20 protein-coding genes and 1 pseudogene are annotated in these 21,117 nt (G+C 56.6%); 13 read left to right on the plus strand and 8 right to left on the minus strand.

Features of this window, described 5'->3' with window-relative positions; genetic code table 11:
* Window positions 1-184 (plus strand): hypothetical protein (locus M0974_RS09135; protein WP_297835529.1); only part of this gene is annotated, 184 nt, incomplete at its 5' end.
* Between the two features lie 136 nt (window positions 185-320).
* Here the strand turns inward: M0974_RS09135 and mksF are convergent.
* Genes mksF through mksB form a run of 3 tightly spaced genes read right to left on the minus strand, consistent with a single transcriptional unit; the run spans window position 321 to window position 5,126 of the window.
* Entirely contained in the window at window positions 321-3,146 is a 2,826-nt protein-coding gene (gene mksF / locus M0974_RS09140) for an Mks condensin complex protein MksF (RefSeq protein WP_297835531.1), read from the minus strand.
* Entirely contained in the window at window positions 3,143-3,856 is a 714-nt protein-coding gene (gene mksE, locus M0974_RS09145; protein WP_297835532.1) for an Mks condensin complex protein MksE, read from the minus strand. The genes mksF and mksE overlap by 4 nt, the downstream gene beginning before the upstream one ends.
* Window positions 3,846-5,126: an Mks condensin complex protein MksB gene (gene mksB / locus M0974_RS09150; RefSeq protein ID WP_297835534.1), complete on the minus strand. Its 1,281-nt coding sequence runs from the start codon at window positions 5,124-5,126 to the stop codon at window positions 3,846-3,848. The genes mksE and mksB overlap by 11 nt, the downstream gene beginning before the upstream one ends.
* Window positions 5,127-5,270: 144 nt before the next feature.
* Between mksB and M0974_RS09155 the strand changes: the two genes are divergently transcribed.
* Window positions 5,271-6,068 (plus strand): energy transducer TonB, encoded by a 798-nt coding sequence (locus tag M0974_RS09155; protein WP_297835536.1) that lies wholly within the window; start codon window positions 5,271-5,273, stop codon window positions 6,066-6,068.
* Window positions 6,065-6,547 carry a ribosomal protein S18-alanine N-acetyltransferase gene (rimI, locus tag M0974_RS09160; protein ID WP_297835538.1) on the plus strand — a complete coding sequence of 161 codons (483 nt, stop codon included), beginning with the start codon at window positions 6,065-6,067 and terminating at the stop codon, window positions 6,545-6,547. Before M0974_RS09155 ends, rimI begins: the two co-directional genes overlap by 4 nt.
* Before the next feature lie 3 nt (window positions 6,548-6,550).
* On the opposite strand, the gene M0974_RS09165 is transcribed toward rimI, so the two are convergent.
* Window positions 6,551-6,973, minus strand: coding sequence for a serine kinase/phosphatase (locus M0974_RS09165; RefSeq protein ID WP_297835540.1), 423 nt, complete (start codon window positions 6,971-6,973; stop codon window positions 6,551-6,553).
* A 151-nt stretch (window positions 6,974-7,124) separates the two neighbouring features.
* Here M0974_RS09165 and can point away from each other — a divergent pair, with 151 nt between their 5' ends.
* Window positions 7,125-7,766, plus strand: a complete 642-nt coding sequence (gene can, locus M0974_RS09170) for a carbonate dehydratase (RefSeq protein ID WP_297835542.1) — start codon at window positions 7,125-7,127, stop codon at window positions 7,764-7,766.
* Between the two features lie 38 nt (window positions 7,767-7,804).
* On the opposite strand, the gene M0974_RS09175 is transcribed toward can, so the two are convergent.
* Window positions 7,805-9,172 (minus strand): bifunctional diguanylate cyclase/phosphodiesterase, encoded by a 1,368-nt coding sequence (locus tag M0974_RS09175; protein ID WP_297835543.1) that lies wholly within the window; start codon window positions 9,170-9,172, stop codon window positions 7,805-7,807.
* A 109-nt stretch (window positions 9,173-9,281) separates the two neighbouring features.
* On the minus strand, window positions 9,282-10,157 hold the full coding sequence (locus M0974_RS09180) for a Kdo hydroxylase family protein (protein WP_297835545.1): 876 nt from the start codon (window positions 10,155-10,157) through the stop codon (window positions 9,282-9,284).
* 465 nt (window positions 10,158-10,622) lie between these two features.
* Here M0974_RS09180 and M0974_RS09185 point away from each other — a divergent pair, with 465 nt between their 5' ends.
* The 5 genes and pseudogenes from M0974_RS09185 to M0974_RS09205 all read left to right on the plus strand — a co-directional run.
* Window positions 10,623-10,859: a hypothetical protein gene (locus M0974_RS09185; RefSeq protein ID WP_297835546.1), complete on the plus strand. Its 237-nt coding sequence runs from the start codon at window positions 10,623-10,625 to the stop codon at window positions 10,857-10,859.
* An 85-nt stretch (window positions 10,860-10,944) separates the two neighbouring features.
* The gene (locus M0974_RS09190; RefSeq protein WP_297835548.1) at window positions 10,945-11,421 is read left to right on the plus strand and encodes a WbuC family cupin fold metalloprotein; all 477 of its coding nucleotides are present in this window, start codon (window positions 10,945-10,947) and stop codon (window positions 11,419-11,421) included.
* A 169-nt stretch (window positions 11,422-11,590) separates the two neighbouring features.
* The gene (hflK, locus tag M0974_RS09195; RefSeq protein WP_297835549.1) at window positions 11,591-12,625 is read left to right on the plus strand and encodes an FtsH protease activity modulator HflK; all 1,035 of its coding nucleotides are present in this window, start codon (window positions 11,591-11,593) and stop codon (window positions 12,623-12,625) included.
* Window positions 12,622-13,503 carry a protease modulator HflC gene (gene hflC / locus M0974_RS09200; RefSeq protein ID WP_297835550.1) on the plus strand — a complete coding sequence of 294 codons (882 nt, stop codon included), beginning with the start codon at window positions 12,622-12,624 and terminating at the stop codon, window positions 13,501-13,503. The genes hflK and hflC overlap by 4 nt, the downstream gene beginning before the upstream one ends.
* A gap of 54 nt (window positions 13,504-13,557) precedes the next feature.
* Window positions 13,558-14,079, plus strand: a pseudogene (locus M0974_RS09205) (YjbE family putative metal transport protein); the annotation flags it as partial.
* Between the two features lie 663 nt (window positions 14,080-14,742).
* Here the strand turns inward: M0974_RS09205 and M0974_RS09210 are convergent.
* Window positions 14,743-16,425, minus strand: coding sequence for a SulP family inorganic anion transporter (locus M0974_RS09210; RefSeq protein WP_297835552.1), 1,683 nt, complete (start codon window positions 16,423-16,425; stop codon window positions 14,743-14,745).
* 252 nt (window positions 16,426-16,677) lie between these two features.
* Here M0974_RS09210 and M0974_RS09215 point away from each other — a divergent pair, with 252 nt between their 5' ends.
* The 4 genes from M0974_RS09215 (at window position 16,678) to ampC (ending at window position 20,520) form a co-directional block, all read left to right on the plus strand.
* Window positions 16,678-16,986 carry a DUF1272 domain-containing protein gene (locus tag M0974_RS09215; protein WP_297835554.1) on the plus strand — a complete coding sequence of 103 codons (309 nt, stop codon included), beginning with the start codon at window positions 16,678-16,680 and terminating at the stop codon, window positions 16,984-16,986.
* A complete protein-coding gene (locus tag M0974_RS09220) occupies window positions 16,983-17,981 on the plus strand; it encodes a GlxA family transcriptional regulator (protein ID WP_297835556.1) in 999 nt (332 codons plus the stop codon). The genes M0974_RS09215 and M0974_RS09220 overlap by 4 nt, the downstream gene beginning before the upstream one ends.
* A 125-nt stretch (window positions 17,982-18,106) precedes the next feature.
* Window positions 18,107-19,213 carry a DUF2817 domain-containing protein gene (locus M0974_RS09225; protein WP_297835558.1) on the plus strand — a complete coding sequence of 369 codons (1,107 nt, stop codon included), beginning with the start codon at window positions 18,107-18,109 and terminating at the stop codon, window positions 19,211-19,213.
* A 134-nt stretch (window positions 19,214-19,347) separates the two neighbouring features.
* Window positions 19,348-20,520, plus strand: a complete 1,173-nt coding sequence (gene ampC / locus M0974_RS09230) for a class C beta-lactamase (protein ID WP_297835560.1) — start codon at window positions 19,348-19,350, stop codon at window positions 20,518-20,520.
* 89 nt (window positions 20,521-20,609) lie between these two features.
* On the opposite strand, the gene M0974_RS09235 is transcribed toward ampC, so the two are convergent.
* Entirely contained in the window at window positions 20,610-20,870 is a 261-nt protein-coding gene (locus M0974_RS09235) for a hypothetical protein (RefSeq protein ID WP_297835562.1), read from the minus strand.
* Window positions 20,871-21,117 lie beyond the last annotated feature (247 nt).

A 21,117-nucleotide genomic window follows, 5' to 3' on the forward strand; every position in this document is an offset into this window, starting at 1 on the left:
AATGCCAGAGCATTTGATTGCGGATCATCTGGCTTCAGGGCGCCTCCTGCCGCTTGAGTTAACCGCCGAACTTCAGCGCACCCCAGACACACTTACGATCTACGCAGCGCACATGCAAAATCGCTCTTTAGGGAAAGCAGGCCGATGGCTTCTGAATGATCTGACCCGTCGTCTTTGCATGTGATGATACAAAGACGACTAACGTCAGCGGTTCGGTTATCCCGTTGGTCAGAGGGCTGATGCGGTTAGCCGAAGGCTTCAATGTCTGACACAACACCAAGCCAATCGTAGCCAAATCAGCACCTACAAAGACGCGTCCATCAAGCCAATTCAGGCTCTGAATCGACCACCGCTTTCACTGCATCGAGGCGACGAATGTACTTCCAGTCCGCCTCATCAATATAGATACCGTTAGGTCCGCTGCCGCCCTCAAGGTCAATGGCGACATGCGCCGAGACCTGCGGTTTAACGCTGGCCAGGATGGGTACAAAGCCTAGCTGCAAACTGGTTTCCAACAATGCGGCCTGGTTCTTCTCGTCGATATCGGCCGCTTCGTCCAAGTAGTAAGGCAGTCGAACACGTCCGGCCTGATCGCGGTCCATCAAGTGCAGCAACAAGTACATGTTGGTCAGCGCCTTGATCGTCATGGTGGTGCCGTTTGAGGCCGCACCGTCGATGTCGGTATGGATCACCGGCGAGCCGTTGACCTTGGTGATCTCGAACGCCAATTCAAACAGATCCTTCAAGCCCAGTTGGTTGTGGTTCGCTGCCACCAGCCTCGCGAGGTACTCCTTGGCTTCTTCGTTCCTGTTGTCCTGATCAGCACTTTGGCTCAGATCGAACACTGACAGCGTTTCACCCTCTTCATACTGGCCAGCGCTGTGGATAATCTGATCGATGTGTTTGAGCGCCTCTTTGTTCGGCGCTAAAACAATTCGGAAGCTTGCCAGGTTGGATACTTGGCGTTTGTTGATCTCGCGGTTAAACAACGCCAACTGATGTTCCAGGCTGTCGTAGTCACTGCGGATGTTGCGCAATGTGCGGGCAATGTCGGTCACGGCTGCGCGGCGCGCTTTGCCGAGGGTCAGCGCCTCGTCTTGGCGATGGGCATAAGCGTTGATCAGCAGGTGCAGACGACGCTCCATGTCATCTTCGCTGTCGAACTTCGCTACGCCCTTTAGGCGAATCTGAGCGTACAACGCCTCGATTTGATTATCGGCGCGTTGCAGGCTCTGCCAGCTGTCCTGATAGTCATTGAGCAATGGCAGCAGGTTCTCCAGCGAGTCATCCACTGCTTCCATGAACGGCGTACCGAAAGGCATGTCGGCGGGCAGCAGCTGCCGGCGACGCAATGCATCGTCCAATGTGCGCTGCTTGGCTTCCATGTCACCGATCTGCCTGCCGACCAATTGCAACTTGGCCGACAGCTGTTGAACGCGCTCAGTGAAAGCATCGCTTGAGCGTTTCAGTTCATCTTGCGCGGCTTCCATCTGCGCCAATTGCTCGAGTTTTTCCGGCTCCTCGGCGCTGAGGGTCTGGCTGCGACGGAAGTCTTCCAGCGCCTTTTGCGCGTCCAGCACCTGCTGATACAACGCTTCAGTCTGAGATTTGCTAGCGGCACGGTCAGAAGCTACCGCTTGCTGGACTTTCAGCTGTTTCAGTTCTTTTTCCAGGCGTTCCTTTTGATCGCGCAATGCTGCACGGTCAGCCAAGGCCTGTAATGCAGGAGGCTCGATATGTGACAAGTTGATCGTCAGGCCCGGCACTTCGAAGCGCTCGCCTTTAAAGCCGTCGAGGATACGCTCCAGCGACTTGACCCACGCGTCGCCATCATCCAGCGCGATACCTTGTTCGCCAAGCGGCAGGCTGAACAATGCGCTGTTGAACAGACGCATCAAGCGCTCGACATCAGGCTGGGAGAATTCCTCGCGCAGACGCGCATAGCTATTGTTGTCAGCGTGATCAAGTTGTTGCTTCACCGACTTCAAGCGCTTTTCCAGATCGCGCAGACGCTCGTCCAGGTCTTCAGCGCTGAACTGCCGCGACTGAGCCAGAGCACCGGCCAACTCATCGTGAGCGTCTTTGGCTGCCAGCAATTGCTGTTCCAGCACCCTGACGTCGTTGACCAGTGCGAAGCGGTTCTTAAGCACAGACAACTCGCCGATCCAGCGCTGAATGCCGCTGATCTCACGTTCCAAACGCATCAGTTCTTGGGTGCCGCCACGCTGATCGTTTTGCAGCGAGTCCTGCTCGTTGCGGTAATGCTCGGCGTGAATCACTAACTCGTCTTTGCGCGCGCTGGAATAGTCCTGCCACGTGCCTAACAGCGAATCGAGAAGGGGTGAAATACGGTGCAATTTACCGCGCAATACCTCGCGCTGTTTGACGCCAGCAGACAATGCTTCAACCAGCGAACCGGCAAGTACCAGTGCGTTGTAGTCTTGCTCCATGCGTCGCACATCGCGGAAGGCTTCTTCGCACGCAGCAATGTAGTCGACACTGCCCGAACGCAGGCTATGTTCGAAGGCATCGAGAAACAACTGTTTGAGTTTTGCCGCCGTAATTTCACGCATGTGCAGCAAGTTGATAAACAGTGCGCGGAAAGTTTTCAGACTCTGTTCGCTAGTGGATCTCAGAGGAATCAAGGTCAGGTCCAGCGGAATCGACGTGTGCCCCCCGACCAGCAAGCGACGCAATTCGTCAGGTTTGAGTTCATAGGCTTTCAGGCCCTGACTTTCCAAATTGCTGAAAAGCTCTTTCTGCCGCAGACAGGTGTCGTTCTTTTGGTAATGCGCTAGATCAAGCTTGCCGGCATAGGCGAAGAATTGGTGGCCGAAGCCGCCACCTGGGCCGCGACCGACTACGCCAATGACGTGCGGACCATGGGGTAGGGAGACTTCAACCAGGATGTAGCTGGTGTCAGTAGCGAAATAGAAACGCCGGGATTGTTCGAGGGTATATTTGCCGAAACTCATGTCCGACATACGCGCCAGAATCGGGAATTGCAGGGCGTTGATCGAGGCGCTTTTGCCGAGATTGTTCGCACCATAAACCGACAGTGGGTGTTCCAGTGGGAACAAACCTAAGCTGTAACCTGCGGTATTCAGTAGCGCAAAGCGGCGAATGCCATAGCGTTCCTGGCTCATGCATCCATCTCCTGTTGCTCGGCGGCAATGGCTCGCGCCAACGCTTGCGATTCAGTTTCTTGCGGCTCGTCAAATTCGGCGAGGTCCAGCGGGTCGTCCGTAGAGAGCAATGCTTCATCACTGTCGTCGTCATCGATCAAGATGGGAGTCGGCAGTGGCAAGACGCTGTGCAGGCTGGCCGCCAGATCGCGGTCCTGCTGTACCGACAGGCAGACATCAAGGAATCGATGCATCGGCGGCAAGAACCGATAAATGCCGGTTTCTTCACTGGCGAAACCGAGCTGGGTCATGCGGCGCATGATTTTCTCTTCCAGCTCCTCCTGGGTCTGCACCTCGGCTTGCACAAACAGATCACGGTACTTCTCAAGCAATGAAGGCAGCTCATCGCGGCCCAAGCTGCCGCCGTCGAGCACAGCGACCGGGTCACGACCCTGATCAGCCAAATGCTCGACAATGATGAACGTGAACAGCGCCAGGCGTTGCGCGGTCTTGTTGACCTGCGCAGCCGCCAGCTCTGGTACGAAGTAATAAAAACCACGGGTATCACAGACCAATTCGTAGCCCAGCGCTTTAAACAGCGCGCGGTATTGGTCTTGGCTGTTGGACAGCTGTGCATACAGTTCAGGATCACGACGGCTGACGTGATAGCCCTTCAGAAGCTCACGAAAGATAGGCGCGAGTTGAGACATTTCGGATAGATCAAGATGCATGAGGAGTGCTCGCAGAAGTCTCTAGGTGCTCGTCTCGGCTAGAGAGCAGGGCGAAAGAGCGCAGGCTGACCTGGTGCTCCTGGGTAGAATAATCGCGACGTTCAAGGCGTTCACGGCTGAAGCGCTTGTCCCGCGACAAGCGCGAGAACCAGTACAGCAATTCGTCAGTAGGACCGTTCGGCTCTTGCTCCAGTAGCCAGACCATCAGGTCGGGCAACGGCAACGCGTCCTCGCAGCGTTCGAGCATCTCTTTGACCGTACGCGGCGCCCGTGGCGGCTCGCCCTTGCGGGTGCTGACGTTGGCCTTGGGGAATTTCGCGGGCTTGGGTTCGAAGCGGGCCAAGGCATAGACATACGCTTCGACCTGGCTGGCACTGCCGAGAAACGTGCTTTGCGGGCGAGTGAACATCGGCATTGCGGCATGGGGCACCGCATCGATGCCGCGCTTACGGATAGCAGACAGCGCCAGCGCCGCGCCACGGGTCACGGCATTATGCCGGCGCGCTTCTTCACGCAGGGGCAATAGCAACTCGCGGGCATGGCGCAGGGTCAACTGGGCACTGGTCTGCATTTCGAGGATGCGCGCGTGGGTGCGCAACAGCATGTCATCGTCGACCAGATGGCCAAGGCGTTGCTGTTCGGTCAACAGGCGCAGCAGAACGTTCTCGACCTTGCGTACGCCTTGTTCGAATGCGCCGTCGGCATTCACCAGCTGGATCATCGGCTCGATGTACTCATCCCACGTCGCTAACACCTCGGCGTAACGCTGACGCAGAGGAATCTGTCGATCGCTGGTCTTGGCGCGTTCCGCCACGGCGATCAGCGCTTGCTCATCGTTGGCGAGCTTTTTCAGTACGTCGCGCACCCGCATATCCAGCAAGCGCAATTGACGCGCCAGATCATTAGCGTCGCGGATCTCAAACGCGTCCTGGATATACCCGGCTAGCCGCTCCAAGTGGCGCAGGTAAGCTTCGATCTCCAGGCATAGGCCCAGGCGGTGTTCGCGCCGCAGGTAAGACAAAAAGTCGTGAATCTGAGCATTCAGTTCAAAACGGTTCGGGCTTTTCGCCACGGGAACCAGAATGTCCAGGCGGATCCACACGTCCAGCAGGTTGGTGATGTCCTGCGGCGTGCTGTCCAGTTGCTGAGCGGCCAATTGCAGGCGCAGCTCGCTCAGGCTCAATGTGCCCTGGTCGAAGTGTTCGCACAGTGGCTCTAGCAACGCCCAGTGTTCGGCAAGGGCGCGCAAGACGCGCTTAGGTTCGATCATTGGATTGGCCGGCTGTTGGCAAATAAAAGCAGCGATTGTACTGCATCGGCCCATCAACATTTCACCCCCAGGCGATCAACTGCGGCGGGAATCGGCGAAGGGCGGTAGAATCCTCCTCTTTACTTATCCACAGATGGCCGACCTTTGCTTAATGAGTCCCGCCGCCGCGCTTATCTGACCTCCATGCAGGTGGTCAATTGGCTGCCGCGCACAGAGCTACCCTTTGCAGCGCCTTCGCGTCCGGAATTATTGGCGCCTTTGCCGTTGCCTGTTGAGACGCCCGCTGCAGTCGCTGCGCCCGTATTGCCGAAGGCTGCGCCAGCGGCCTCCGCACCTGCGCCCCAACCGGTGACTGAGCGTCCAAGAGTCGAAGTGCCGCGCCCGTCGCTGGCAAGCACCCGGAACAACGCCGTGGCTGACGCCGAAGACGTCGTGCCTGCGCCGGCAAAAGCTGCGGTTGTTGCGCCGCCACGGTTTGCCCTGCAACTGCTTCGCGCCGGTCGCTGCCTGTTATTGGTCGAGTTACCCACAGGCGAAGCGTTTCAAAGCCGTGATCCCGCTTATCTGTTGCTCAAGGACATGCTCCGCGCTGCGGGTTTGCCTGACAGTCCGCAGATCATCGGCGAGCCAGTGCGCTGGCCATTGCTGGTGCGCGGCCAGCTTGACCAAGGGCCTGAGTCGGCGCGTGATTTTGTCCAGGGGTTCGTGCTGGCCCGATTGGAAGATGAACCCTGCGCCTGCCTATGGTTAATCGGATTGCCGTCGATTCGTTTTGCTGGCGAAGCCAACGCCGAATCCTACAACCGGGAACTGCAGGTTGACGGGCTAGGCAGCGCTTGGGCGCTGCCGGGGCTGGAATTATTAATGGACGAGCCGCAACGCAAAGCCGATGTCTGGCTGGCCATGCGTAGGCTGATGACACGCTGGAAGACGATTGAATGACTCAAGCTTTGAAAAACACTGGCGCCACCGCTGACTCGGTAACCTTTCGTCGAATGACCGAGGAGGACCTGGATGCGGTACTGAAAATTGAATACGCGGCGTTCACTCACCCGTGGACCCGGGGCATTTTCCTGGACGCGCTCAAGTCGTATGAGATTTGGCTGATGTTCGAAGGCGCGCAGCAAGTCGGGCATGGCGTAATTAATGTCATCATTGACGAAGCGCACTTACTGAACATCACCGTAAAACCCGAGAGCCAAGGCCGGGGTTTGGGTCTGCGTTTGCTGGAGCGGCTGATGTCCCGTGCCTATGAGCTTAACGGTCGTGAGTGCTTTCTCGAACTCAGGGCGAGCAACCTGTCGGCCTATCGGTTGTACGAAAGTTTTGGTTTCAACGAAATCGGCCGCCGTCGGGATTACTACCCGGCAGCGGGTGGGCATGAAGATGCATTGGTCATGGCCTGCACCTTGTTCGAGTAACCATTATTCAGGTTTGCGCGGTTCTGGTTTGCCGTCGAGCGGATCGAACTCCGCCCACTCTGCCTCGTCCAGACCATCACCACCGCCAATGTCATTTTGGTCAACGATACTCAGGTCCCAATCAGCGGGATGGTCTTCACCCTCTTCGTCCGCAGAGCGTGCGCCGTCTTCGTCGATCAGGGTTTCCGGGCTCATGTCATCATCCGTTGAGTGATGGTCTGAGGTCGAGGCTCCGGTCATTCCTGCCTCGCGGACACGCTTTTCGGGGATGACGTGGGCACGTTCGTCTTCAGGGATAAGATCGCCGATTCGAGCAGTAGGCTCGTCTTCGTCGAAGTCCAGTTCTTCCATTGAACCCATGCGGTCTTCGTTATCGTCAATCGGTTCGGGTTGCGTAGCGCCATAAGGGCGACGTGATTCAGTCATGGCAATTCCTCATGTTTTGGGGCCTTATTAAGGTTGACCGACCATAACCATGAAGATTCCTTTTGTTGTTTAGCCACACCGTGGCAGGTCAGCGTGACCTGGATAGCCGAACGCCAGTCAAAGCTGGGCATCATCTTCGAGGCGTAAATGTATGAGTGAGCTACAAGACCTGATTGATAACAACGAGCGTTGGGCCGACGCGATCAAGGACAAAGACCCGGAGTTTTTCGCCAAACTGGCTCGCCAGCAAACGCCGGAATACCTGTGGATTGGCTGTTCTGATGCACGTGTGCCCGCTAACGAAATTGTCGGCATGTTGCCAGGCGATCTGTTCGTACACCGTAACGTCGCCAACGTGGTGCTCCACACTGACCTAAATTGCCTGTCGGTGATTCAGTACGCAGTGGACGTGCTCAAGGTTAAACACATCTTGGTGACCGGCCACTACGGTTGCGGCGGTGTGCGTGCGTCGATGCAGAACCGCCAGTTGGGCCTGATCGATGGCTGGTTACGTTCCATCCGTGACCTGTATTACGAAAATCGTGCCCCATTGGCGGCCTTGCCGACCGAGGAAGAGCGCGTTGATCGGCTGTGTGAGCTGAACGTTATCCAGCAAGTAGCTAACGTCGGTCACACCAGCATTGTGCAAAATGCTTGGCATCGTGGGCAGAGCCTGTCGATTCACGGTTGTATCTATGGCATCAAGGACGGGCGTTTCAAAAGCCTGAACGCAACCATCTCCGGTTTCGAGCAATTGCCGCCGCAGTACCGGTTACGTCCGTTGGGTGAATGACCAGCCAAGGCGACCCGGTATGCGAGTCGCCTTGGTTATCAGTCGCCATGTGCTCGCTGTAGTGCAGGGGCGAAAGAAACACTCATGGTTTTTTTCGCCCGGTACATGGCCTCATCGGCGTGCTTGAGTAACTCTTTGTCATCCAGGCCATCCTCCGGATAAAGCGCAACGCCGATGCTTATCTGCGCACTTAGACCATGGCTTTCCAGGGTTATTGGCTGACTCAGCGAATAATGGATTTTATGTGCGACCAACAGCGCATCCTCTGGCCGCTCAATTCTCCCCAGCAACACTACAAACTCGTCGCCACCCATTCGCGCCACGGTATCAGAGTCGCGTACGCTCTGTTTCAGGCGTCTAGCGACCTCCTGCAGCAGCAAGTCACCCATGGCATGCCCTAAGGTGTCATTGACCTGTTTGAATTTGTCCAGATCAAGGTACAGCAACGCAAACTGACCGCGCTCACGTCGCGCCCAAGAAAGTATGGTTTGCAGGCGAGCATGAAACAGGCCGCGGTTAGGCAAACCCGTTAATTGATCGTATTGCGCCATGTACTGCAACCGCGCCTCCAGTTGCTTGCGCTCAATCGCGGCGGCAACCTGGGTTGAGATGAACTGTAGGAGTTCGAGATCTTTCGCAGTGTCCCGTGCACTGCCGGCAACCCCTCTGACCACCAGCGCGCCGACCGTACCGCGATGTGCGAGCAGTGGCACGCCAAGCCAGCACAACAAATCAGCTTCGACCAAGGCCTGTAACGACTCGGGGAAGGCGTCCATCGTCTCGGGTGTCAACCGCAGCGGTTGACCTGTGCGTACCACTTCGGCACTCAACGTGGCCGCAATCGGCTGCATGTCAGTGGTCTGTTCCAGCTTATTCACGTGGTACGCGAAACTCAGCTGGTCAGTTTGTTCGTCGCACAGCGTGACGGAAAAACTCAGCACTGGCAGCAGTTCGCCGATGATCTGATGAATCCGTTGAAACAGCGCCATCAGGTCCTCAGCGGCATGGGCCGCCTCAGAAATCGAATAAAGAGCGGCCTGCAGGGTGTCGGCTTGTTTGCGCTCGGTAATATCACGAGCAACGCCAATCCGTAACCGTTCCACCGCCGACCAGCGAGCCGACCACATGATATGAACGATTTCGCCGTCTTTGCGTACATAACGGTTTTCAAAATAGGATTTGGCTTGGCCTGAGGTGACCTCATGGGCAACCGCTTTGGTCCGTTCGCGGTCCTCAGGAAGCACCATGTCCATCATCAATCGGCCAACCATCTCTTCAGGCGTATAGCCGAAGATGCGTTCGCACGCAGCGCTCACGAATACAAAGCGGCCGCCAGTGTCGACCACGCAGACAGCGTCGAGCATCAGGTCGACCAGGTTATCCAGTGGCGCGTAGTTTTTCTTCATAGCGGGGTGAGGCCTGAAAAAGTGGATGGCCACTATTCAGCGTCCAGGCCAATAGGCTGCTACAGATTAATCGCCAAAGCAAAGCACATTTACAATGGGTTGCTCCCGTCTAGACAAGTCCCCGTCCTGTCAGCCGCTCAAGAACCCGAAGCGGCGCCTGCGCGGGATACTGCATGTACTCCACCGGCAACAAAAAGGTTTGCTCCAGAACGAATTGACCACTCATCGCAGCGTGGGAAACCTGGTCGGTGAATACCATCCAGGTGGTGCCTGCGGCAAACAGCTGTTCTTGATGGGAAGGTCGTGCCTGGTAGTCCAGGTCGGCTTTCATGTGGTCATGCAGGTGCAGCATGTAGTGGTCGTAAGCACTGCGCGGACTTTTGGTAATGCCCAGCGCGTTCATTACTTTGCTTGCGCCCCATAGCGGTTTTGGCAATGACGTCAAATAACGCTGCGCCACCGCTTCAAAAGGTTCGCCAAGCCGCCAAACGCGGGGTTGGTTCTCTGGATTGATATTGCTGAATACACGCAAAATCCGCTTGCCCAAGGTGGGCGAGGACGGAAAGTTATCGACGTGCACGCGAGTGTCATCCTTGCGCCAAGAGGTCGGCCGGCCAGCAATCTCAACAGGGCGGAAGCTGGCACGCGCTTGCTGAAGACCGTTTTCGTAAGGGCTCAGCAAGTTATTGGCCAGACTTTTGGTCGATGCCGCGAATCGCATCATCATTGCCTGCAACTGGCGTTGCTCGGCGTCTGTGCCTTTACTGCCTTTGAATGTTCCATTGGAGGGTGTCAGGCTCACGTTCTTGATGCCCCGAATCACATTGGATTCGAGCAAAGGACGTTCATCTTCATGGATAACGAATGGCAGTTGAGGCAGCAGCAGGACGTTACCCGACTCTAGAGCTTCTATAGCGAGGGTCTGGTTGGCACTGCTGATTGGTTGGTCCCACGACGTGATAGGTAGACTGACAATTGCAGTCATGTTACTTGCCTCCGGAGTGACGCTTACGCACGCAGTCACAGGGAATGGCTATCGCGTGAGTGCGTCAAAAAAGTTGCCATCTCCGCCTGGCGGGGATGTAACAAACTATGTATCAATAGGTATAGCCTACAAATTCGTAGTGCAAAGGGCAATTGATTTGGCGCAAATCTGTGCAGGTTTCGACAAAGGTCTTAGACGGGCGGCCCTTGCCACGGCTACGTTTCCCATGCTTCAAGCGGACGCCTCAGGCGTTTGGGCGAGCAGCCACTAAGCCGTATTGAATTACGTTTGAAGTACTATCATGTATCCTGTCACACAGCGTAAGTAACGTCTGGTTGTTAGGTCAGACAAGTCACTGGCGACTAGAGTGATCAAACAGTCAGGGGGCGTCGGTAAATGCATGGAAGTGGACTGATCAGAGATCTGCTCCATCTCAGTTTGTATCTGGTAACGATTGTTATCTGGATGCACCTCTGGCTGATTTGTGTATTCAACGCCCAAGGGCCGTTAAAGCGGTTTTTTGGCGCAAATGCGCTGATCATCTGTGCCTTGGGAGTGCCCGCACTCGCAGCGCTGCTCTTTGGATGCGCATACGGTATTTTTGGTCGTGAAGGCATAGTCGGCAGCTTGATCGTTGTGGGTTTGGGCTTTCCGACGGTGACCCTCGTATTTCTGCGTCGACAGGCCCGCCGCGCCGACTAAAATATGCAGGCGCACGTTGTTACACTCTTTGTATGCGCAAGCGGGCTGGGCCATAATCGCGCCCTTATCCGTATCGGTAGTTCCTATGAAGCAGATCACCCCCGCCGACCTGAAGGCCCTTGCCGCTCAGGCTCAGCTATCTCCTCGCCTGCGTGCCAACCGCAATCTTCATGTTGAGTTGACCGATCCGATCCAGCGCCTGGCAATCGCCATGGAACCCGGCACCTATGTCCGCGCGCAACGCCACCCGCATACCTGGGAATTGCTCAACGCGCTGAGCGGCCGCTTCGTCGTATTGAATTTTGATGAAGAGGGCACTGTCATCCAGCGTGCTGTGCTTGGTGAAGACTGCAAGGTTCTGGAAATTCCGGCCGGTTGCTGGCATGCCGTGCTGTCGCTGGATGTGGGTGGGGTTATTTTCGAAGTCAAACATGGCCCCTATATGCCCGTTGCCGACGAAGACTTTGCCACGTGGTCTGGCGCCGAAGGCAGCCCCTCGGCGGCCACTCTTATGCAGTGGTACGCTACAGCCCAGATCGGCGAGCGGTTTGCCGGTGCTTAAACGCCTTTACCTAACGGCTAAGATTCAGTAGAAGAATTCTCGATTTTGGCTCTGGATTTTTACATGATCCACGTCAGTAATGGCGGCCGGGGCTTCGGGTATTCTGCGCTGCTTCGGCGACCCTGCCACCTACGGTACGGGTCCATCCTCAGTGGACAGGAGCCACCGCATGATCGATAGCCCCGCGCCTGTCCCTATTGAAACTGCTCATGTTGCGGCTAGCCTGCGCGAGAAAATCCACTACGGCATCGCCGTTATGGACCTTAAGGGGCGTGGCTTGCTACTGATTGGCGGGCTTGTCTTCCTGGCCTGGATCGGCTCTGGTATCTACAAGGTCCAGCCGGACGAGCAGGGTGTTGTTCTGCGTTTCGGCCGCTGGGCTGATACCACCGACTCCGGTCTGCATTACCACCTCCCTTTCCCATTTGAGACCGTGCTGTTGCCGAAGGTGACGCAAGTCAACCAACTGCAGCTTGGCAGCGCCAGCACCGCGTTGACCACAGGTAACAGCGGCTCGCGGGACAAACAAATGCTGACCGGCGATGAGAATATCGTTGAAGCCGATTGCACGGTGTTCTGGCGAATAAAAGACGCCGGGTTGTATCTGTTCAAAATCAATGAGCCGGAGCGTTCGGTAAAGATCGCTGCCGAAAGCGCGTTGCGCGAGGTCATTGGCCGCACCCCTATTCAAGCAGCCATGTCCGACAAGCGTGCGCAAATTGCTGATGAAACCCGCGACCTGCTGCAACAGCTGCTGGACAGCGAACGGGCGGGCATTTTGATCACTCAGGTTCAATTGCAGCGAGTAGACCCACCGCCTCAGGTTATCGACGCCTTCAACGATGTGCAGCGTGCCCGGGCTGACCAGGAGCGTGCGCGCAACGAAGCAGAGGCCTACGCTAACGATGTCATCCCGCGCGCGCGCGGGGATGCCGCGCGAATCACCCAAGACGCCGAAGCCTATAAATCGCAAGTCGGTAATTTGGCCGAGGGCGAGGCCAAACGCTTCCTGTCGGTCTATTACAGTTACGTGCAATCCAAAGACGTCACCGCTTGGCGGCTGTATATGGAAAGCATGGACGAAGTACTGAAGAAAGCCTCCAAGGTCATCATCGACTCCTCTGGCAAAGGCATGTCTGGCGTGGTGCCTTACCTGCCGCTTTCCGACCCGGGCAAAACCGTGCAAAAGGATCCCAAACCGTGAGCCCGACCTTGAAGTGGCTGCTAGTGGGTGTAGGGGTAGCAGTGCTGTGGATTCTGGGTTCGTCGGTGTATGTGGTCGATGAAACCCAGCAAGCGCTCGTTATCCGTTTCGGTGCGCCGATGGGCGTGGCAGGAGCACCCGGTCTCAAATTCAAGATTCCGTTCAGCGACTCTTTGGTGTTCTACGACAGCCGTTTGCAGATACTCACTTCGCCCGCCGAACAGATCATTCTCGGTGATCAGAAACGTGTGGAAGTCGTGACCTACACCCGGTTTCGCATCAGTGATCCGCTGCGTTTCTATCAGGCAGTGGGCACGCTGGACCAGGCCAACGCTCAACTGACGCAAATGGTCAGTTCGTCTCTGCGCCGCGAACTCGGTCAGGTGACGCTGCGCTCACTGCTGTCGGACGACCGTCGTCCCGAGGTCGCCATCATCGAAAAAGATGTGGCCGATAAAGCGCGCGGGCTTGGCGTCGAAGTGACCGAAGTGCGCCTGCACCGTGCCGATTTGCCCTTCGAGGCGAGCCAAGCGATTTACGACCGGATGAAGTCCGAGCGCAATCGCGAAGCCAAGGAATTACGTGCCCAGGGTTTTGAGTGGGCGCAGCAGATTCAAGGCAAGGCCGACCGGGACCGTACCGTGCTGTTATCGCAAGTGCAGCGTCAATCGGCAATTACCCATGGCGAAGCGGATGCCGAGGCCAACCAGATTTTGTCGGCTGCGTTTAGCAAAGATCCGGAATTCTACAAGCTGTACCGCTCGTTGCAGACTTACCGGCAAGCGCTGGCGGACAGCCAGCCGATGCTGGTGCTGACTCCTGACGCCGAATTTCTCAAGCAGTTCCGCTCAGGCCCTGCTGCGACAACCCCCAAGTAATAACGCGAGTGAACCCGCTCCATGATGGTTGAAGGCGTACTGCATGCGTTCGGCATGATCGTTCAGGTATTTTTGCTGGATTTGATTTTGTCCGTAGACAACGCGCTGGTGATCGCGCTGGCCTGTCGCGGGCTGCCTGCGGATCAGGTCAAAAAAGCAGTCATGATCGGCACCAGTGGTGCGATCGTGCTGCGCGTCCTGTTGACGACGTTGGCCGGATGGTTGCTGCTGGTGCCGTTCCTCAAGCTGGTCGGCGCCGGGGTATTGATCTTTATTGCCATCAAGCTAATGATCGAAGAAGCCGCTGATGACGAAGAGGGCCCCGCCGAAGGCGTGACCACCACCTTGTCCGGCGCTGTCGCCACCGTGCTGATTGCCGACTTGGTCATGAGCACGGACAACGTCGTAGGCTTGGCCGCCGTAGCCCAAGGCAGCGTGTTCTATCTCGTGCTGGGCCTGGTTTTGAGCGTGCCGCTGCTGATGTTCGGCAGCGTGCAGGTAGCCCTTTTACTTCAGCGCAATCCATTGTTGGTCTCGTTCGGCGGCGCTTTGTTGGGGTATGTGGCGGGCGATATTGCCGTTTCCGATCCGGTGACAGTGGGCTGGGTTAACACTCAATCACCGGCGCTGACCCTGATCGTACCGCTGCTGTGCGCGGCGTTCGTGGTGTTGCAGGCACGTATTATTCGCGTACGCCGCACCCAGATTCCAAGACCTGCGCGATGTGTTCGAATTATCTCCCCGACGCTAAAGGTCGCCGAACCTGCGCTTGACAGCGTACTGACCGTCTGCGCGGTAGAGGCTCTGCGAATCGAGCCGCTCGCAGCGTCGGTGTCTGCCGCCCCGGTACCACCAAAAAGGCGCATAACCATAAACGGCCCAGTCCGAGTTCTGTTGACCTTGGGTGCAATCTTTGGGGTGAGCGGGTTGGTGTACAGCTTCATCGGAAACGTTGCCGCCGGCTTTCTGCCGAAACCAGTGGCCGACAGCGCCTATGTCTGTCCGGGTTCTATCGCGACTGTCTACTATCGTCCCGGCGGCAGTTCAATACGTATCGTGACCGGGAATGGCGAAGCGTCAGGCTACGTCAGCCTGCAAAAAATTCTGTGGGAAAATCCGGCCGCGGCGATCAGGGACCTTCACCTCACACCGCCCACCGAGTTGGAAAAAACCAACAGCAACGTTGTGACGGTGAATGGCGGCAGCTTCTCGCAGATTCAATGCGTACGGGCGAAGTACTCACCTTATTTGCGGCCAGGGATAGAGACGTTGCGCTACGTTGACCGCATCGTCGACGCTCAGGGCAGACAGCGTTTCTATCGGCAAGCCTGGAATGGCTGCTCTGATCAACACTTGTTGAACGGGCGTTTTCAGCCGGGCAAACAGTAGGTGTTTGCCTTCTCCTATGACCGCTGCGCAAAAGTCCTGTAATGCCTCCACGCTGGAGCTGTCCAGGTCCGGCGACTCCTCCAAGCTGATGATCACCGTATTGACCGTCTCGCCAGCCGCCGCGATGTAGTTGCGTATCTGAGCCAAAATCCGTTCAGCGTTGGCGAAAAACAATGCCGTTTCCGGTCGCAAGATCAACAGATTGCCGACCGTTCGCGCTTGTGGGTGCAGTGTCCTGCTGACAAAGTCGTGGCCATGATCAAGCTGGCCAAGGACGGTCACCGATGACTCCGACATTCGCCGCAGCATCATCACCAGACTGACGGCGATGGCGGCGAGCAAACCATCCAGCACGCCCAGCGCCAGCACGGCTAACACTGCGGCGACCACCACCAACCGATCTCGATGCAGGATAAAGTTAGGCGCGAACACCGCCGGCCTTAGCGTGTGGCTGACCGCATGCACCACAATTGCAGCCAGAACCGGCTCTGGCAGCAGAGCAATACTGGGCAGCAGGGTTAACACCACGATTAGCAAAATGAGCGCCGCACACCAGCCGGCCAGTCGCGATGACGCGCCCGCTGCCTCGTTCGCCGACGTTGCCGAATACCCGGCGCCCACCGGCATGCCATGAAACAGCCCGGACAGCAGGTTGGCAGCGCCCAACGCCAGCAAATCCCGATTGGGCGAAACCGTGTCGCCATGCTTCATCGCAAAACTGCGGATAGATCCATAGGATTCCGCGTACAGGATCAGCACCATGGCGACGCTAAGTTCGCCTATGCGTAGCCATTGCGTATAGGACAGCGAGGGCAATGTAGGGGCGGTCAGTTGCAGGTCAATCGTGCCGACCAGGCCGACTCCATATTGCGACAGATTAAGCCATGCTCCGGCGGCGATACCGATGACGATAACCATCAAGCCGCCCGGTAAATGTGGTATTCGAGCGAACAGCAGTAAAAGTCCCCATGCGATCACTGCTACCACTGCGGCTGCCCAATTCCAACTGCCGATCTGACCGAATAACTCGAGCATGAAACGCGCCAAATCGCTGTGCTGCGGGTGGATGCCGACCACGCTAGCGATCTGTTTGAAAATGATCACAATAGCGAGGCCGAAGGCAAAGCCGCGCAGCACTGGTTTAGCGATGAATGCCGAAATACTGCCTGCCTTTGCTAGTCCTGCAAAGGTGAAAAACAACCCAGTCACCATCACTAATGCAATCGCGACCACCAGCCTCAGGCCATTGTCCGACCCTGCCGTCGTCGCTGACGCGGCGGCCAGCACCGCTGCAGATGATGAGGTTGCCGACACGATAGCGAAGCGGCTGGTGCCCATTAAGCCGTAGCACACCAGGCCGGCGAACAGCGCAATAACGCCAGCCTGGGGCGCCAGATTGGCGATGCTCGAATACGCCACCGCTTCTGGCAGCAGTAGACCTGCCAGCGACAACCCGGCGATGATATCGGGCCACGACACACGGTCGATCAATCTGGTTTTTTCGGGGCTGGAAAGGGGGGAGGGTGTTGACATCTATGTAGCCTCATCCACGCAATGCCGGTCGGCACTATCCAATCATTATGAGTGACGCAGGGCATCCAGCAACGGCAAACTTACTCGTTCAATCGACCTGTTTTCGAGACGTCGATGGGAATGTCCTAAAGTGTCCGAAATCGGGCCTGTTTCGGCTGGAACATACCCGGACGTTGAAGAATAATGGGCGCCTTGAGCGAGACCGCACAGCGGGTTGCCGGTGTTGATATTTTTAGCGTCATGGAGGCCTTCATGCTTGAACTCAGACCGAGCTGCGAACATTGCAACGTCGCGTTGCCTGCCAACAGCACCCAAGCGCTAATCTGCTCGTTTGAATGCACGTTTTGCGCGCAATGCGTAGATCAGGTATTGGCCAATGTGTGTCCAAATTGCGGAGGCGGTTTTGCACCGCGCCCGGTTCGTCCGGCGCATATCGATGTCGGCGGCAATACGTTGTCGGCGAACCCGATGAGCACAGGGGTTCGCCATCGTCCGGTCGATCCGCACAAGCACGCCTTGTTGGTCGCTGCCGTCGGCGCTATTGCCGCAGAACGCAGATGACATCCGTCGCCCATCCCATCATCGATGTCCTATTCGTCTTGTTGCCGGACAGCGTTTTGCTGGATTGGGCGGGGCCTGCGGAGGCGTTCCGGCTGGCGAATCAAGCGCTGGCGAGAGTGGGTAAACCGCCCAGTTTTGCAGTGCGTGCCGTGGGACCGCAAACTGAAATGCGCTCTTCGGTTGGCATCATGCTGGGGCATATCGAGCCGTTGCCGAAAACGCTGCGTCATCCTAGCTGGATCATTCTGGTCGGTAATACCGACGAAAGTTTTGCCCCGCAAAGCGCCAGTTACACGGCCGTTTTGCGCTGGCTGCGGCACGTGGGTGAGCAGTTAAAGGCCGGTAATCGGTTGGTCACGATCTGCGCAGGCGCATTGATCGCCGCCGATGCGGGGTTGTTGGCGGGCCGTCGCGTAACGACCCATCACCAAGAGTTTGAAAAGCTCAAAGTGCTTGAACCCACATGCGACGTTGTGCAGAACCGAGTATTCGTTGTCGACGAATCCGCACAAGGCTCGGTTTATTCCAGTGCGGGTATCACCACCGGCATCGACCTGGCGCTGCACATGGTGGGACAAATTTGCGGTGCGCCACTGGCGGCCCGGGTTGCGGAGACGATGGTTGTGGCCATGCGGCGTGGCCTTGATGACCCCGCTATTTCCCCTTTTCTGAAATACCGGCATCACATGCACCCCGCGCTGCATAGGCTGCAAGATGCGATCAATCAAGACCCTCAAGCCGACTGGACGTTGCCGGCGATGGCGACTGTCAGCTGCACGTCGTCTCGGCACCTGGCCCGCCTATTCGCTCTCCATGCCGGTATCTCACCCTTACATTACCTGCGCAACATCCGGCTGGCCGTTGCCGACACCGCGTTAATGTCCGGGAGCAACGTCACTCAAGCCGCCGAACTGGCCGGGTTTAAATCGGACACCCAACTGCGTCGCAGCCGGCGGAGCGTTGAAAAGTTGAGCGAGCCTTTGCTGGGGGAGTAACGGCTAACTCCGGTGAGCGCATTCATTCGCGAAGGCAATTTTTCAGCCATAGAAAGTTTTATGTTGCTGGCTGGTTTCTGGCTGTCGATCAAAATAGACTGGCTCGCAGACTATAAGGGGCCAACATGCACACCGACTTTCCGACACTCGTCAGTTACCGCGCTCAGCGTGAACAATTTCTGGCAGCGGCGACGGCCGTCGGCGCAAGCCTTTCCGAGCATTGGCACCCGTTGCCGGGACCTTTCGGCGAGGCACTGAGCACTGACGTCGCGGTACTTGGCGACCCCAACGCCTCCAAGCTGTTGGTATCCATCAGTGGCACTCACGGAGTCGAAGGCTTCTACGGTTCGAATTGCCAGACCCAGTGGCTGCAAACGCTCGGCAATCGTTCGCTGCCTGCCGACACCGCCATCGTTATGATCCATTTGATCAATCCATGGGGCACCGCTTGGCTGCGTCGGGTCAACGAAGACAATATTGACCTCAATCGAAACCACCTCGATTTCAATCGCCCGCTACCCAACAACCAAGCCTACGACGCGCTTCACACTATCTACAGCTGCGCGCAATTGCAGGGGCCGCAACGCGAGCGGGCCGACGCATTGCTCGACGAGCAGGTCCAGCAGCATGGCTGGCCGACGGTAATGTCGATTGTCGAGGGTGGGCAACACCGCCATCCGGATGGACTGTTTTATGGCGGGCTGGCACCAAGCTGGTCGAACAAGACCCTGCACTCCATCATTCAGAAACATCTATCGAAGGCCAAAACAGTCATGTGTTTTGACCTGCACACCGGCGCCGGCGCCTACGGTCATCCGATGCTCTTGACCGTCGCCGAGCGAGCCTACCCGGCATTAACCGATGCCCAAGCCGCTTACGGTCCTTGGCTTTACACCGTACTGACTGGCGCGCAGAACTTGAGTGAAACCGGCATTGCCGCCACGGCCACGGGCTATACCTCCCAAGCCGTGATTGATGCCTTACCTAATGCCCACGTGATGCCCTTCGTCATCGAGTGCGGCACGTATCCCGGCGAAGACGTTCATCGCCACCTGCGCGACGATCAATGGCTGCACCTGCACGGCAACCCGCTTGATAGCGTTGGACGAGACATCAAGCTAGGCCTGTTGGAGCAGTTTTACCCCGCGGATAAAGATTGGCAGGAGATGGTGTGGGTCAGGACCCGGCAGGTATGGGAGCGGGGATTGTTGCGTTTGAGCGAGATCAAATAATTGCGCGGGGCACCGGCAAGGACGCAGGCACCCGAAGCACTCATTGGTATTCGAAACATTCCGAGATAAAGCATCTCATGGCGAGGTGAGTCCTAGTGCTAGGCTTTTGCACCCAAAAAATAAAGGACTGACCCATGCGTCTTGCCGGGAAACTTGCCACCAAATTTCTGCTATTGGTTTTCTGCGCTTGTGTCAGCCGCCTTGCTTTGGCCCAGGCTGAACAGAAAGATATCGACAGGCTCGTGGAGGATGCCGCCCATGCAGTCATGAGCCAGTACAAGGTAGATGGATTGGCCATCGCAACTACCGTCGGCGGCAAGCAGCGTTTCTATAATTATGGTGTTGCTTCCAGGGAAACCCAGCAGCGGGTCAGCAGCGATACACTTTTTGAAATTGGTTCTATTAGCAAGACGATAACGGCAACGCTCGCAACTTACGCTCAAGTTACTGGCAAGCTACTACTGACGGACAGTGTGGGCATGTATCTGCCAGAGCTGAAAGGTAGCCAGTTCGACAGGGTGACACTGATCAATTTGGCAACGCATACCGCTGGCGGGTTTCCATTGCAGTTCCCCGAGTACATAAAAAATACCGAGCAAATGATGGCGTATTTCAAGGGTTGGCAGCCAACGTTTGCTCCCGGCACGCACAGAACCTACGCCAATCCAAGTGTCGGAATGCTGGGCCTGATTGCAGCAAAAAGCATGAATATGCCTTTCGAAACAGCTTTAGAGCAAAGCCTCTTTCCAGAACTCGGCATGCCGGACAGCTTTATCAATGTTCCTTCCCGTAAAATGTCGCTCTACGCGCAGGGCTACGACAAAAAAGACAATCCCGTCAGATTGAACCTCGGTATTCTTGGTGCCGAAGCCTACGGTGTGAAAACAAGCTCAAAAGATCTGATTCACTTCATTGAGGCCAACATGGGTCTCGCGCAAACCAGTCCAGCACTTGAGCGCGCCCTTGCTGCTACGCACACGGGTTACTTTGAACTCGGCCCAATGACCCAAGACCTAATTTGGGAGCAATACCAATACCCGGTAACGCTCAATGCCCTGCTAGGCGGCAACTCTGACAAGCTGGCCTACGAGAGTAACGCTGTTACGACGCTAAGCCCGCCCCGCCTTCCACAACAATTGGTCTGGATTAACAAGACCGGTTCAACCAATGGGTTCGGTGCGTACGTCGCATTCGTACCAGCGAAGCACCTCGGCATTGTCATTTTGGCCAATAAAAATTTCCCAAATGAAGCCCGAGTGCGTCTGGCTCATCGAATTCTCACCGAGCTAGGGGCTGTCAAACCGTGATTGGTTCTGCCTCTCCAAGCGACCTGCTGCACCGAGGCTTACAAACTCCGCCGAAGCGGAGTTTGTTGAATCTAGTTACTTCGACTGCATTACGCGGTGACGCTGATGGTCTGGCCGATGGCTTGCCCATTGCTGTCTACAGAAGGTGCTGTTGTAGACGATGTGGTTGTGCTGCTTGCAGTGCTGCTTGGTGCCGCATGACGGTGGTGATGATGCTTGCTGGTTGCCGTGGTGTTGCTAGCGGTCGTGCTGGCAGTCGCGGATTGCGCGGCTGTCTGGCTTGTCGTAGTCGCGGCTTGAGTGAGCGCGGTAGTGGTTGAAATCGAAGCTGAGATTGCACCAATAGACATCGTTACCTCCTGGATACTTAGAGAACCTGACCGAGCCGTCAATGTGCAACGGCCGGTGCAGGTAACTGTTTGTAACTTCTGAATTATTCGACCATTCAGATGGGCCTACTGCGGGGGCAATCCCGAAGTCGACCAAAGGTAACACCGCCGCTTTGACTGATTTGTCAGCGTCATGTCAGGCCTGGGTAAAGTTTTTAATACAGGATGTTCAGGTTGGTTTTTTAGCGGTAGTCGAGTACCCCACGGC

This window comes from Pseudomonas sp., from assembly GCF_026224925.1.
GTDB lineage: Bacteria > Pseudomonadota > Gammaproteobacteria > Pseudomonadales > Pseudomonadaceae > Aquipseudomonas.

Bases quoted from the DNA above. Each gene is read 5' to 3' on its own strand.
- mksF (WP_297835531.1), bottom strand. From the start codon at position 3,146: ATGAGCCAGGAACGCTATGGCATTCGCCGCTTTGCGCTACTGAATACC.
- mksE (WP_297835532.1), bottom strand. From the start codon at position 3,856: ATGCATCTTGATCTATCCGAAATGTCTCAACTCGCGCCTATCTTTCGT.
- mksB (WP_297835534.1), bottom strand. From the start codon at position 5,126: ATGATCGAACCTAAGCGCGTCTTGCGCGCCCTTGCCGAACACTGGGCG.
- rimI (WP_297835538.1), top strand. From the start codon at position 6,065: ATGACTCAAGCTTTGAAAAACACTGGCGCCACCGCTGACTCGGTAACC.
- M0974_RS09165 (WP_297835540.1), bottom strand. From the start codon at position 6,973: ATGACTGAATCACGTCGCCCTTATGGCGCTACGCAACCCGAACCGATT.
- can (WP_297835542.1), top strand. From the start codon at position 7,125: ATGAGTGAGCTACAAGACCTGATTGATAACAACGAGCGTTGGGCCGAC.
- M0974_RS09175 (WP_297835543.1), bottom strand. From the start codon at position 9,172: ATGAAGAAAAACTACGCGCCACTGGATAACCTGGTCGACCTGATGCTC.
- M0974_RS09180 (WP_297835545.1), bottom strand. From the start codon at position 10,157: ATGACTGCAATTGTCAGTCTACCTATCACGTCGTGGGACCAACCAATC.
- M0974_RS09185 (WP_297835546.1), top strand. From the start codon at position 10,623: ATGCACCTCTGGCTGATTTGTGTATTCAACGCCCAAGGGCCGTTAAAG.
- M0974_RS09190 (WP_297835548.1), top strand. From the start codon at position 10,945: ATGAAGCAGATCACCCCCGCCGACCTGAAGGCCCTTGCCGCTCAGGCT.
- hflK (WP_297835549.1), top strand. From the start codon at position 11,591: ATGATCGATAGCCCCGCGCCTGTCCCTATTGAAACTGCTCATGTTGCG.
- M0974_RS09210 (WP_297835552.1), bottom strand. From the start codon at position 16,425: ATGTCAACACCCTCCCCCCTTTCCAGCCCCGAAAAAACCAGATTGATC.
- M0974_RS09215 (WP_297835554.1), top strand. From the start codon at position 16,678: ATGCTTGAACTCAGACCGAGCTGCGAACATTGCAACGTCGCGTTGCCT.
- M0974_RS09220 (WP_297835556.1), top strand. From the start codon at position 16,983: ATGACATCCGTCGCCCATCCCATCATCGATGTCCTATTCGTCTTGTTG.
- M0974_RS09225 (WP_297835558.1), top strand. From the start codon at position 18,107: ATGCACACCGACTTTCCGACACTCGTCAGTTACCGCGCTCAGCGTGAA.
- ampC (WP_297835560.1), top strand. From the start codon at position 19,348: ATGCGTCTTGCCGGGAAACTTGCCACCAAATTTCTGCTATTGGTTTTC.
- M0974_RS09235 (WP_297835562.1), bottom strand. From the start codon at position 20,870: ATGTCTATTGGTGCAATCTCAGCTTCGATTTCAACCACTACCGCGCTC.